A 12,111-nucleotide genomic window follows, 5' to 3' on the forward strand; every position below is an offset into this window, starting at 1 on the left:
TCTTGCGGTATATCTGTTGCCGGATGGCAGCTTTGCCTTATCCGGCCTGGCAGGTGTCACCGGAATTAGTCTTCGGCGTCGCCTATTTCAATTCTTCGAATCTGTAAGCCATCGTCGGCCACAATTCTCAGCATATCGCTATTGCATTGCGGACACCGACGCACGCGCTGCGTCAGCAACGTAACGTATTGCTGACAAGATTCGCACCAACATTCGGCTTCTTGTTCTTCGAGGTGGAGTTTACAACCTTCTGCAAGGGTGCCACGGCATACCAGATCAAAACAAAAGGCGAGAGCGCTGGTTTCTACGCAAGAAAATGCGCCAATTTTGAGCCAGACCCCAGTTACCCGCTTTGCGCCGTGTTGGGTGGCCTGTTGTTCAATCAATTCCAGTGCCCGTTGGCAGAGGGTTATTTCGTGCATATCGCCTCCTAAGATGTTGCCGTTTTAAAAGCAATAAACATGCCAGGTTGAATTTTCACGTTCGTGACAATGTCGACGATGACGAAATGACATGTCGTCACCGCACCATAAATTCATAACAATATGAAAATAAACAAAATTAATTTTGGCATGAAATGTGCTTAAGGCTGTTCATCTCTGCTAAACGGGTAACCTGACATGACTATTTGGGAAATAAGCGAAAAAGCCGATTACATCGCTGAACGGCATCGTCGCCTACAGGACCAGTGGCGTATCTACTGCAACTCGCTGGTTCAGGGGATCACCCTGTCAAAAGCGCGTTTGCATCATGCGATGAGCTGCGCGCCGGACAAGGATTTGTGCTTTGTCCTTTTTGAACACTTCACTATCTACGTCACGCTGGCGGACGGCTTTAACAGCCACACCATCGAGTACTACGTTGAAACGAAAGACGGTGATGATAAGCAACTGATTGCACAGGCAGAGTTGACCCTCGACGGTAAAGTCGATGAGCGCATCAGCAACCGCGATCGCGAGCAGGTGCTGGAGCACTATCTCGAAAAAATCGCCAGTGTCTACGACAGCCTGTACACCGCGGTTGAAAACAATATGCCGGTGAATTTAAGCCAGCTGGTTGAAGGACATAACCCGGCTTAAGCCTCGGGTGTTGCCCACTTGAGTCATGATGCGGTTTGCTCTGCATCACGACGGTTTAGGGAATGGGCATGTCGAAAAATGTCGAAATGACATTTCACAGACATGTTTTCGTCAAAAATGACTATCACCTGAGGAATGCCTGGTGAATCGTTTTGTAATTGCTGACTCCACTCTTTGCATTGGCTGCCACACCTGTGAGGCCGCCTGCTCAGAGACACATCGCCAGCATGGCCTGCAGTCAATGCCGCGCCTGAAAGTGATGTTAAATGAAAAAGAATCTGCACCGCAGCTTTGCCACCAGTGTGAAGATGCGCCTTGTGCCACAGTTTGCCCGGTTAATGCGATTAACCGTGTCGATGGCGCCGTACAGCTGAATGAAAGCCTGTGTGTCAGCTGCAAATTGTGCGGGATCGCCTGTCCGTTCGGCGCGATTGAGTTTTCCGGCAGCCGTCCACTGCACATCCCGGCGAACGCCAATACGCCAAAAGCGCCTCCGGCTCCGCCGGCTCCTGCGCGTGTGAGCACACTGCTGGACTGGGTTCCGGGCGTTCGCGCTATCGCGGTGAAATGCGATCTGTGTAGTTTTGACGAGCTTGGTCCGGCCTGCGTGCGCATGTGCCCGACCAAAGCCCTGCACCTGGTGAGCAATATGGATATCGCCCGCGCCAGCAAACGTAAGCGTGAGCTGACTTTCAATACCGATTTCGGCGATCTCACCTTGTTTCAGCAGGCTCAGAGTGGGGATGCAAAATGAGCGCAATTTCACTGATTAACAGCGGCGTAGCCTGGTTTACGGCGGCTGCGGTTTTGGCATTTCTGTTTTCATTTCATAAATCGCTGAGCGGCTGGATTGCTGGGGTTGGCGGTGCGGTCGGCAGCCTGTGTACCGCAGCCGCCGGTTTTACCGTTCTGACTAATGCGCTGGCGGTGAGCGGCGTGATGCCGTTTATTGGTCACAGTCTGCAAATTACTCCGCTGAATGCTATCTGGCTGATTACGCTGGGCCTGTGCGGCCTGTTTGTCAGCCTGTACAACATTGACTGGCATCGTCATCCGCAGGTGAAAGCTAACGGCCTGCTGGTGAATCTGCTGATGGCCGCGGCGGTATGTGCGGTGGTCGCCAGCAACCTCGGTACGCTGGTGGTGATGGCGGAAATCATGGCGCTATGTGCCGTGTTCCTCACCGGATGCAGTAAAGAAGGCAAACTGTGGTTTGCGCTGGGGCGTATCGGTACGCTGCTGTTGGCTATTGCCTGCTACCTGGTATGGCAACGCTACGGCACCCTGGAGCTGCGTCTGCTTGACCTGCGCACCCAGGAGCTGCCGCTCGGGTCTGACATCTGGCTGTTGGGCGTGGCGGGTTTTGGCCTGCTTGCCGGGATCATTCCGCTGCACGGTTGGGTGCCACAGGCACACGCCAATGCCAGCGCACCGGCTGCGGCGCTGTTCTCTACCGTCGTCATGAAGGTGGGTCTGCTGGGTATTCTCTCCCTGTCGCTGCTGGGCGGTAACGCGCCGCTGTGGTGGGGCGTTACGCTGCTGGTGCTGGGCATGATCACCGCGTTTGTTGGCGGTCTGTATGCGCTGATGGAACACAATATCCAGCGCCTGCTGGCGTACCACACGCTGGAAAACATCGGCATTATTCTGCTGGGGCTGGGCGCTGGCGTGACCGGTATTTCGCTGAATCAACCGGCGCTGATTGCGCTGGGTTTGACCGGCGGTCTGTATCATCTGGTTAACCACAGTTTGTTCAAAAGTGTCCTGTTCCTGGGCGCAGGCAGCATCTGGTTCCGTACCGGTCATCGTGATATCGAAAAACTGGGCGGGATCGGTAAACGCATGCCGGTGATTTCTCTGGCGATGCTGGTTGGCCTGATGGCGATGGCCGCGCTGCCGCCGCTGAACGGTTTTGCCGGTGAGTGGGTTATCTATCAATCCTTCTTCAGGCTGGGTAACAGCGGTGCGTTTGTCGGTCGTCTGTTAGGACCACTGTTGGCTGTTGGCCTGGCAATTACCGGCGCACTGGCGGTGATGTGTATGGCGAAAGTCTACGGTGTGACGTTCCTTGGCGCACCGCGCACGAAGGAAGCTGAAAATGCCTGCTGCGCGCCCATCCTGATGGGCGTGAGCGTCGTCGCGCTGGCTATCTGCTGCGTGATTGGCGGCGTGGCTGCGCCGTGGCTGCTGCCGATGATTTCCTCTGCCGTTCCGCTGCCGTTGGAAACCGCGAACACCACCGTTTCTCAGCCAATGATCACGCTGCTGCTGATCGCGTGTCCGCTGCTGCCATTCATCATCATGGCGATTTTCAAAGGCAACCGCCTGCCGTCGCGTTCACGCGGTGCGGCCTGGGTGTGTGGTTACGATCACGAGCAGTCAATGGTGATCACCGCGCACGGCTTTGCCATGCCGGTTAAAGAAGCCTTTGCTCCGGTACTCAAACTGCGTAAATGGCTGAACCCGGTATCACTGGTTCCGGGCTGGCAGAACGCAGCTGCACCGGTTCTGTTCCGTCGCCTGGCGCTGATTGAACTGGCGGTGCTGGTGGTGATTGTGGTTTCACGAGGAGCCTGAGAATGAGTGTTTTATATCCGTTAATTCAGGCGCTGGTGCTGTTTGCCGTGGCGCCGCTGCTGTCCGGTATTACCCGCGTGGCGCGTGCGCGTTTGCACAACCGTCGCGGTCCAGGCGTGTTGCAGGAATACCGCGACATTATCAAACTGCTGGGTCGCCAGAGCATTGCGCCTGCGGATTCCAGCTGGGTTTTCCGCCTGACGCCGTTTGTGATGGTGGGCGTGATGCTGACTATCGCTACCGCGTTGCCGGTGGTGACCGTGGGTTCGCCGCTGCCGCAATTGGGTGATTTGATAACCTTAATTTACCTGTTCGCGATTGCCCGTTTCTTCTTTTCTATCGCCGGTCTGGATACCGGTAGCCCGTTTACCGCCATTGGCGCCAGCCGCGAAGCGATGCTCGGCGTGCTGGTTGAACCTATCCTGCTGCTGGGTCTGTGGGTCGCGGCGCAGGTTGCGGGTTCAACTCATATCAGCAATATCGCCGATACCGTTTATCACTGGCCTGCGGCGCGCAGTATCCCGCTGATTCTGGCGCTGTGCGCCTGTGCCTTCGCCACCTTTATCGAAATGGGCAAACTGCCGTTCGACCTGGCGGAAGCAGAACAGGAACTGCAGGAAGGTCCACTGACCGAATACAGCGGCAGCGGTTTTGCGGTGCTGAAGTGGGGCATTAGCCTCAAACAGCTGGTCGTACTGCAAATGTTCGTCGGCGTATTCTTGCCGTGGGGACAGATGGAAACCTTCACCGCCAGTGGACTGCTGCTGGCGCTGGTTATTGCCGTCGTCAAGCTGGTCCTCGGCGTGCTGGTCATCGCCCTGTTCGAAAACAGCATGGCGCGTCTGCGTTTTTGCGCCACTTCACGCGTGACCTGGGCCGGTTTTGGGTTTGCGTTTTTAGCGTTCGTCTCCTTGCTGGTGGCGTGATTTAAGAGAGTTTGAGCATGTCTGAAGAAAAATTAGGTCAACACTATCTCGCCGCACTGCACCAGGCCTTCCCGGGTGTGGTGTTAGATGAAGCCTGGCAGACCAAAGATCAGCTGACAATTACCGTCAAAGTGAACTATCTGCCTGAAGTGGTGGAGTTCCTGTACTACAAACAGGGCGGTTGGTTGTCCGTACTGTTTGGTAACGACGAACGCCAGTTGTGCGGTCATTACGCCGTTTACTACGTGATGTCGATGGAGCAGGGTACCAAGTGCTGGATAACCGTCCGCGTTGAAGTTGATGCCAATAAACTGGAATTCCCGTCTGTTACGCCACGCGTTCCGGCTGCGGTCTGGGGTGAGCGTGAAGTGCGTGATATGTACGGTTTGATCCCGGTGGGGCTGCCGGATGAACGTCGTCTGGTCCTGCCGGATGACTGGCCGGACGAACTCTATCCGCTGCGTAAAGACAGTATGGATTATCGTCAGCGCCCGGCGCCGACTACCGATGCCGAAACCTACGAGTTCATCAACGAACTGGGCGACAAGAAAAATAACGTGGTGCCAATTGGCCCACTGCATGTGACCTCCGATGAACCGGGGCACTTCCGTCTGTTTGTTGATGGCGAAAACATCATCGACGCCGACTACCGCCTGTTCTATGTCCACCGTGGCATGGAAAAGCTGGCAGAAACCCGCATGGGTTATAACGAAGTGACGTTCCTGTCGGACCGTGTTTGCGGCATCTGTGGTTTTGCCCACAGCACTGCGTACACTACCTCCGTTGAGAATGCGATGGGTATCGTGGTGCCGGAACGCGCACAGATGATCCGCGCCATTCTGCTGGAAGTTGAACGTCTGCACTCGCACCTGCTGAACCTCGGTCTGGCCTGTCACTTTACCGGTTTCGATTCCGGCTTCATGCAATTCTTCCGGGTACGCGAAACGTCCATGAAAATGGCGGAAATTCTCACCGGGGCGCGTAAAACATACGGTCTGAACCTGATCGGCGGGATCCGTCGTGACCTGCTGAAAGAAGACATGATCCAGACCCGTCAACTGGCGCAGCAAATGCGTCGTGACGTGCAGGAACTGGTCGACATGCTGCTCAGCACGCCGAACATGGAACAGCGTACCGTTGGCATTGGTCGTCTGGATCCGGAAATTGCCCGCGACTTCAGTAACGTCGGCCCGATGGTCCGCGCCAGCGGTCACGCACGTGACACCCGCGCCGATCACCCGTTTGTCGGTTATGGTCTGCTGCCGATGGAAGTTCACAGCGAGCAGGGTTGTGACGTCATTTCTCGTCTGAAAGTCCGTATCAACGAAGTCTATACCGCACTGAACATGATCGACTTTGGCCTGGATAACCTGCCGGGCGGTCCGTTGATGGTGGAAGGCTTTACCTATATTCCTCACCGTTTCGCACTGGGCTTTGCTGAAGCGCCACGCGGAGATGATATCCACTGGAGTATGACTGGCGACAACCAGAAACTGTATCGCTGGCGCTGCCGTGCGGCGACCTACGCGAACTGGCCGACGCTGCGCTACATGCTGCGTGGCAACACCGTTTCCGATGCCCCGCTGATTATCGGTAGCCTCGATCCTTGCTACTCCTGTACTGACCGTATGACCGTGGTTGATGTGCGTAAGAAGAAGAGCAAAGTCGTGCCGTACAAAGAACTTGAGCGCTACAGCATCGAGCGTAAAAACTCGCCGCTGAAATAAGGAATCGCCATGTTTACCTTTATCAAAAAAGTCATCAAAACCGGGGCGCCGACGTCGTCGTATCCACTGGAGCCGATCGCGGTCGATAAAAACTTCCGTGGTAAGCCGGAACACAATCCACAGCAGTGCATTGGCTGCGCAGCCTGCGTGAATGCCTGTCCGTCCAATGCGTTGACGGTTGAAACCGATCTTGTCACCCATGAGCTGGCGTGGCAGTTCAACCTAGGTCGCTGCATTTTCTGTGCCCGCTGCGAAGAAGTTTGCCCGACGGCGGCAATCAAGCTGTCGCAGGAGTATGAGCTGGCGGTGTGGAAGAAAGAGGATTTCCTGCAGCAGTCTCGCTTTGCGCTGTGCAATTGCCGCGTATGTAACCGTCCATTTGCGGTGCAAAAAGAGATTGATTACGCCATTGCGCTGCTGAAGCACAACGGTGACACCCGTGCGGAAAATCACCGTGACAGCTTTGAGACCTGCCCGGACTGTAAGCGCCAGAAATGTCTGGTGCCGTCTGACCGTATTGAACTGACTCGCCATATGAAAGAGGCCAGCTGATGAGCAATTTATTAGGCCCACGTGATGCCAACGGTATTCCGGTACCGATGACGGTGGATGAATCCATTGCCAGCATGAAAGCGTCGCTGCTGAAAAGTATCAAGCGTTCAGCGTATGTTTACCGTGTGGACTGCGGTGGTTGCAATGGTTGCGAAATCGAAATCTTTGCGACGCTTTCTCCGCTGTTTGATGCTGAACGTTTCGGTATCAAAGTCGTTCCATCACCGCGCCATGCGGATATTTTGCTGTTCACTGGCGCGGTAACTCGTGCAATGCGCTCTCCGGCACTGCGCGCCTGGCAGTCTGCGCCAGACCCGAAGATTTGTATCTCCTACGGTGCCTGCGGTAACAGCGGTGGTATTTTTCACGACCTATACTGCGTATGGGGCGGTACCGACAAAATTGTACCGGTGGATGTGTATATTCCTGGCTGTCCTCCGACGCCTGCGGCAACACTGTACGGTTTTGCGATGGCGCTTGGCCTGCTGGAGCAGAAAATTCATGCACGTGCACCGGGTGAACTGGACGCACAGCCTGCGGAAATTCTGCACCCGGATATGGTTCAACCGCTGCGCGTGAAGGTGGATCGAGAAGCGCGTCGTCTGGCAGGTTATCGCTATGGTCGCCAGATTGCCGATGACTATATGCTGCAGTTAGGGCAGGGTGAGCAGCAGGTGGCACGCTGGCTGGAGGCGGAAAACGATCCGCGTCTGACTGAGATCGTTACCCATCTTAACCATGTAGTCGAAGAGGCGCGTATCCGATGAGTGAAACGGTGGTGTTCAGTCAACTGAGCCGTAAGTTTATTGATGAGAACGATGCAACGCCCGCCGAGGCGCAGCAGGTTGTCTATTACAGCCTGGCGATTGGTCACCACCTGGGGGTCATCGATTGCCTGGAGGCGGCGTTAACCTGTCCATGGGATGAGTATCTGGCGTGGATTGCTACACTTGCCGAAGGCAGCGAAGCCCGACGTAAAATGGAAGGTGTGCCAAAGTACGGGGAAATCGTCATCGATTTTAACCATGTGCAAATGCTGGCGCGCGCGTTTGACGACGCACGCGCCGTGCAGACGCCGCAGCAACAGGAATGGAGCAAGCTGATGCTGAGTATGCTTCATGACATTCACCAGGAAAGCGCTATCTATCTGATGGTGAGGAGACACCGTGACTGACGTTTTATTATGTGTGGGTAACAGCATGATGGGCGATGACGGCGCGGGGCCGCTGTTGGCGGAAATGTGTGCTGCAAATCCTCAGGGTAGTTGGGTGGTCATTGATGGCGGCAGCGCGCCGGAGAACGATATCGTCGCGATCCGTGAACTGCGTCCTGAGCGTCTGTTGATTGTGGATGCCACCGATATGGGGTTAAACCCCGGCGAGATCCGTATCATCGATCCTGATGATATTGCCGAGATGTTCATGATGACCACGCATAACATGCCGCTGAACTACCTGGTCGATCAGCTGAAAGACGATGTTGGAGAGGTGATTTTCCTCGGTATTCAGCCGGATATCGTCGGCTTTTACTACCCGATGACACAGCCAATCAAAGAGGCGGTTGAAACCGTGTATCAGCGATTAGCTGGGTGGGAAGGCCACGGTGGATTCTCTGAGTTAGAAGCCCCGGAAGACTAAACTGTACCCGTGCCGGATGCGTTGTGCGTCCGGCCTGTTTTGCTCCTCGTACCCTCTGCTATTCCGTTGCTTGCTCAATAATTAATTTTCCCTGCATCACTGACACCTTCACTGCCGTACCGGTAGGGAACCCGGCCTGTTCCAGCCAGTCGCCATTCAACGTTAACGAGGCGTGTCGGCTGATGCGTAGCGTGAAACCTGTCTTACGATCTTCATGGCGTTTTCTGACATACCCCACGGTTAAACGGCGTACGGGCTTGGTGATTACCCCGGTTGTGTTGCCATTTTTATCCGACATGAACGCTTCCTTGTGCTGAATGGTTAAGACGAAAAACTACTGAATAAAATGCCAGTAAAAAAGCATGGGGGCAAACCTGAAACTGGAAGGGGGATTCCACATTGAGAATGCAATTAATGAAATAAAAGTGTTATGCGGGTAGGTTTCATGGGCGATTTGCGTCGCGATTGGACGCCTTATCTTTATGCCGGGAGATGGGGTTTTTACGCCGCCAAAAAGTTTCACCGGCGAGCAGATTGATCGCGACGCCATTGCCCTGTCAGTTTCACGTTGACCGCTGTCATTAGTCATCGTCACTAGTGACGATGACACCCCATACAGCGCCAGCATTAAATAAAAAGCCTTAAATAACAGCGAATTAAATTCTGGCACGATTTGTGTATGTTTCGGCAGATAATCTGTCATTGCTGGAGAATTTGATGAACCGTTTCATCATTGCAGACGCCAATAAATGCATTGGTTGCCGTACCTGTGAAGTGGCCTGCGTGGTATCCCATCAGGATAACCAGGACTGCGCATCGCTGACCCCTGAAACTTTTTTACCCCGCATTCACGTGATCAAAGGCGTTAATGTCTCCACGGCGACGCTGTGCCGCCAGTGCGAAGACGCGCCGTGCGCTAACGTCTGCCCGAACGGTGCTATCAGCCGTGATAAAGGCTTTGTCCATGTGATGCAGGAACGCTGCATTGGGTGTAAAACCTGCGTTGTGGCGTGCCCTTACGGTGCGATGGAAGTGGTCGTACGTCCGGTTGTGCGTAACAGCGGCGCGGGTCTGAATGTTCGTGCAGAAAAAGCCGAAGCCAATAAATGCGACCTGTGCCACCACCGCGAAGCGGGCCCTGCCTGTATGGAGGTCTGCCCAACGCACGCACTGATTTATGTGGATCGCAATAAGCTTGAGCAACTGAGCGCCGAAAAACGTCGCCGCGCCGCGCTGGACTCTACCGCATCTTTGCTGTTCTGATATCTGAAAATCCGCGTAAAATACGGTAGTACTTATGCCGGATAGCGGCTTTGCCTTATCCGGCCTACGGGGATAGATGACTGCGGGACTACTTAATGACAATAAACCACCACTCCGGCGTACAACTGCGTATTCGCGGCAAGGTTCAGGGCGTCGGATTTCGCCCCTTTGTCTGGCAACTGGCGCAACGCCTACAGCTACACGGCGACGTGTGTAACGACGGTGACGGTGTGGTTGTGCGCTTACAGGAAGATCCGGCGGAGTTTATTGCGCAGTTGCATCAACACTGTCCACCGTTGGCGCGCATTGACAGCGTTGAGAGAGAACCATTCGCCTGGACGAAGCAGCCTGCTGATTTCTCGATTCGACAGAGCGCGGGCGGAACGATGAATACGCAAATTGTCCCCGATGCCGCGACCTGTCCTGAATGCCTTGTTGAAATGAACACGCCCGGCGAACGTCGCTATCGCTATCCCTTTATCAACTGCACCCACTGTGGCCCACGTTTTACGATTATCCGCGCGATGCCGTATGACCGTCCGTTGACCGTCATGGCGTCTTTCCCGCTCTGTCCGCAGTGCGACAAAGAGTATCGCGATCCGTATGACCGTCGCTTCCACGCCCAGCCCGTTGCTTGCCCGGCATGCGGCCCGCATCTGGAATGGATCAGTGCTGACGTGCGGGCTGAAAAAGAAGACGCACTGCAGGCGGCGGTGGTACAGCTGAAAGCGGGCGGTATTGTGGCGGTGAAAGGCATTGGCGGATTTCATCTGGTCTGCGATGCCCGTAACGATAATGCCGTGGCCCGACTCAGGCAGCGCAAACACCGTCCGGCTAAGCCTCTGGCGGTGATGTTGCCCGATGATAACGGATTGCCAGATGCCGCTCGTCGTCTGCTGACAACACCCGCTGCGCCGATCGTGTTGGTGAATAAACACGATGTGGTTGCGCTCAGTGAGGAGATTGCGCCCGGGCTGACGGAAGTTGGGGTAATGCTACCCGCTAATCCGTTACAGCATCTGCTGTTACAGGCACTGAACTGCCCACTGGTGATGACCTCCGGCAATCTCAGCGGCAGGCCACCGGCTATTACCAATGCGCAGGCTCTGGATGATTTGCGTGAGATTGCCGACGGTTTCCTGCTGCACAACCGTGAAATTGTGCAGCGCATGGATGACTCCGTGGTACGTCAAAGCGGGGAAATGCTGCGCCGATCCCGGGGCTACGTGCCGGATGCGGTTGCGCTACCGCCGGGCTTTCGCGATGTGCCGCCGATGTTGTGTTTAGGCGCAGATTTAAAAAATACTTTCTGTCTGGTGCGTGGTGAGCAGGCGGTTATCAGCCAGCATTTGGGCGATCTTAGCGATGATGGTATTCAACATCAGTGGCGTGACGCGTTGCGCCTGATCCAGAATACTTATGACTTTACGCCGCAGCGTATCGTCCATGACGCGCACCCTGGTTATGTTTCCAGTCAGTGGGCCAGCGAGATGAATCTGCCGACTGAAACGGTGCTGCATCATCATGCCCATGCTGCTGCGTGCCTGGCCGAGCACGGCTGGCCGCTGGACGGTGGCGATGTGATTGCCCTGACGCTGGACGGCATTGGCATGGGCGAAAACGGGGTGCTGTGGGGCGGCGAGTGTCTGCGGGTCAATTATCGCGAATGCGAACACCTTGGTGGCTTACCGGCCGTGGCGCTGGCCGGCGGCGATCTGGCGGCAAAACAGCCGTGGCGCAATTTGTTGGCGCAGTGCCTGCGTTTTGTTCCTGACTGGCAGCGTTACCCGGAAACGTCAGCGCTGCAACAGCAAAACTGGCCAGTGTTGGCTCGCGCCATCGAGCGAGGGATCAATACTCCGCAGGCCTCATCGTGCGGACGGTTGTTTGATGCCGTTGCAGCCGCACTCCAGTGCGCGCCGGAATCGCTGAGTTACGAGGGCGAAGCGGCCTGTGCCCTGGAGACGATGGCATCGCAATGTGCTGGCGTTGATCATCCTGTCACGGTGCCGCTTGATGGCAACCATCTGGACTTAGCGGCTTTTTGGCAGCAATGGCTGAACTGGCAGGCTAAATCTACAGAAAGAGCGTGGGCGTTTCACGATGCGCTGGCGCGTGGGTTTGCCACCCTGATGCGGGAACAGGCCGAAGCGCGCAGGATTAAGACGTTAGTATTCAGCGGCGGTGTAATGCATAACCGTTTATTGTCAGCCCGACTGGCATTTTACCTGGCTGATTTTACGTTATTGTTCCCGCAGCGTTTACCGGCGGGTGACGGTGGATTGTCATTGGGGCAGGGGGTGATTGCCGCGGCGCGAGCGTTAGGGCAAAAATAAAAAAAGCCCCGGGA

12 protein-coding genes and 2 pseudogenes are annotated in these 12,111 nt (G+C 55.4%); 12 read left to right on the forward strand and 2 right to left on the reverse strand.

All coding sequences use genetic code 11. From position 1 onward, the window contains the following. Positions 1-65 precede the first annotated feature (65 nt). Entirely contained in the window at positions 66-422 is a 357-nt protein-coding gene (gene hypA, locus RYZ59_RS06785; protein ID WP_101741655.1) for a hydrogenase maturation nickel metallochaperone HypA, read from the reverse strand. Between the two features lie 198 nt (positions 423-620). On the opposite strand from hypA, the gene hycA reads away from it, so the two are divergent. The 9 genes from hycA to hycI all read left to right on the forward strand — a co-directional run bounded on the left by hycA (position 621) and on the right by hycI (position 8,498). Then, positions 621-1,079 (forward strand): formate hydrogenlyase regulator HycA, encoded by a 459-nt coding sequence (hycA, locus tag RYZ59_RS06790; protein ID WP_048213032.1) that lies wholly within the window; start codon positions 621-623, stop codon positions 1,077-1,079. A 142-nt stretch (positions 1,080-1,221) separates the two neighbouring features. Continuing rightward, the gene (gene hycB, locus RYZ59_RS06795) at positions 1,222-1,833 is read left to right on the forward strand and encodes a formate hydrogenlyase subunit HycB (RefSeq protein WP_043017341.1); all 612 of its coding nucleotides are present in this window, start codon (positions 1,222-1,224) and stop codon (positions 1,831-1,833) included. After that, the gene (gene hycC, locus RYZ59_RS06800) at positions 1,830-3,656 is read left to right on the forward strand and encodes a formate hydrogenlyase subunit 3 (protein ID WP_318045752.1); all 1,827 of its coding nucleotides are present in this window, start codon (positions 1,830-1,832) and stop codon (positions 3,654-3,656) included. Before hycB ends, hycC begins: the two co-directional genes overlap by 4 nt. A 2-nt stretch (positions 3,657-3,658) precedes the next feature. Further along, positions 3,659-4,582 carry a respiratory chain complex I subunit 1 family protein gene (locus RYZ59_RS06805; protein WP_318045753.1) on the forward strand — a complete coding sequence of 308 codons (924 nt, stop codon included), beginning with the start codon at positions 3,659-3,661 and terminating at the stop codon, positions 4,580-4,582. 17 nt (positions 4,583-4,599) lie between these two features. Continuing rightward, on the forward strand, positions 4,600-6,309 hold the full coding sequence (hycE, locus tag RYZ59_RS06810) for a formate hydrogenlyase subunit HycE (protein WP_005130590.1): 1,710 nt from the start codon (positions 4,600-4,602) through the stop codon (positions 6,307-6,309). 9 nt (positions 6,310-6,318) lie between these two features. Next, positions 6,319-6,861 carry a formate hydrogenlyase complex iron-sulfur subunit gene (locus tag RYZ59_RS06815; RefSeq protein ID WP_318045754.1) on the forward strand — a complete coding sequence of 181 codons (543 nt, stop codon included), beginning with the start codon at positions 6,319-6,321 and terminating at the stop codon, positions 6,859-6,861. Next, positions 6,861-7,628 carry a formate hydrogenlyase subunit HycG gene (gene hycG, locus RYZ59_RS06820; protein ID WP_202037930.1) on the forward strand — a complete coding sequence of 256 codons (768 nt, stop codon included), beginning with the start codon at positions 6,861-6,863 and terminating at the stop codon, positions 7,626-7,628. Before RYZ59_RS06815 ends, hycG begins: the two co-directional genes overlap by 1 nt. Next, entirely contained in the window at positions 7,625-8,035 is a 411-nt protein-coding gene (locus RYZ59_RS06825; protein ID WP_069324564.1) for a formate hydrogenlyase maturation HycH family protein, read from the forward strand. The genes hycG and RYZ59_RS06825 overlap by 4 nt, the downstream gene beginning before the upstream one ends. Continuing rightward, complete coding sequence (hycI, locus tag RYZ59_RS06830) at positions 8,028-8,498, forward strand: hydrogenase maturation peptidase HycI (RefSeq protein ID WP_202037931.1); 471 nt, start codon at positions 8,028-8,030, stop codon at positions 8,496-8,498. The genes RYZ59_RS06825 and hycI overlap by 8 nt, the downstream gene beginning before the upstream one ends. Positions 8,499-8,571: 73 nt before the next feature. On the opposite strand, the pseudogene RYZ59_RS06835 reads toward hycI, so the two are convergent. Beyond that, positions 8,572-8,796 (reverse strand): annotated as a pseudogene (locus RYZ59_RS06835) (SymE family type I addiction module toxin); the annotation flags it as partial. 166 nt (positions 8,797-8,962) lie between these two features. Here RYZ59_RS06835 and RYZ59_RS24710 point away from each other — a divergent pair. The 3 genes and pseudogenes from RYZ59_RS24710 to hypF all read left to right on the forward strand — a co-directional run. Then, a pseudogene (locus RYZ59_RS24710) lies at positions 8,963-9,070 on the forward strand (transcriptional regulator); the annotation flags it as partial. Positions 9,071-9,215: 145 nt separating this feature from the next. Beyond that, positions 9,216-9,761, forward strand: coding sequence for an electron transport protein HydN (gene hydN, locus RYZ59_RS06845; protein ID WP_003037366.1), 546 nt, complete (start codon positions 9,216-9,218; stop codon positions 9,759-9,761). 95 nt (positions 9,762-9,856) lie between these two features. Further along, positions 9,857-12,097 (forward strand): carbamoyltransferase HypF, encoded by a 2,241-nt coding sequence (gene hypF / locus RYZ59_RS06850; RefSeq protein WP_318045756.1) that lies wholly within the window; start codon positions 9,857-9,859, stop codon positions 12,095-12,097. The last annotated feature ends 14 nt before the right edge of the window (positions 12,098-12,111 follow it).

This window comes from Citrobacter sp. HN-141 (assembly GCF_033341895.1).
Classification (GTDB): Bacteria; Pseudomonadota; Gammaproteobacteria; order Enterobacterales; family Enterobacteriaceae; genus Citrobacter.

Coding starts and splice junctions, on each gene's coding strand:
- hypA (WP_101741655.1), bottom strand. CDS start 422: ATGCACGAAATAACCCTCTGCCAACGGGCACTGGAATTGATTGAACAA.
- hycA (WP_048213032.1), top strand. CDS start 621: ATGACTATTTGGGAAATAAGCGAAAAAGCCGATTACATCGCTGAACGG.
- hycC (WP_318045752.1), top strand. CDS start 1,830: ATGAGCGCAATTTCACTGATTAACAGCGGCGTAGCCTGGTTTACGGCG.
- RYZ59_RS06805 (WP_318045753.1), top strand. CDS start 3,659: ATGAGTGTTTTATATCCGTTAATTCAGGCGCTGGTGCTGTTTGCCGTG.
- hycE (WP_005130590.1), top strand. CDS start 4,600: ATGTCTGAAGAAAAATTAGGTCAACACTATCTCGCCGCACTGCACCAG.
- RYZ59_RS06815 (WP_318045754.1), top strand. CDS start 6,319: ATGTTTACCTTTATCAAAAAAGTCATCAAAACCGGGGCGCCGACGTCG.
- hycG (WP_202037930.1), top strand. CDS start 6,861: ATGAGCAATTTATTAGGCCCACGTGATGCCAACGGTATTCCGGTACCG.
- RYZ59_RS06825 (WP_069324564.1), top strand. CDS start 7,625: ATGAGTGAAACGGTGGTGTTCAGTCAACTGAGCCGTAAGTTTATTGAT.
- hydN (WP_003037366.1), top strand. CDS start 9,216: ATGAACCGTTTCATCATTGCAGACGCCAATAAATGCATTGGTTGCCGT.
- hypF (WP_318045756.1), top strand. CDS start 9,857: ATGACAATAAACCACCACTCCGGCGTACAACTGCGTATTCGCGGCAAG.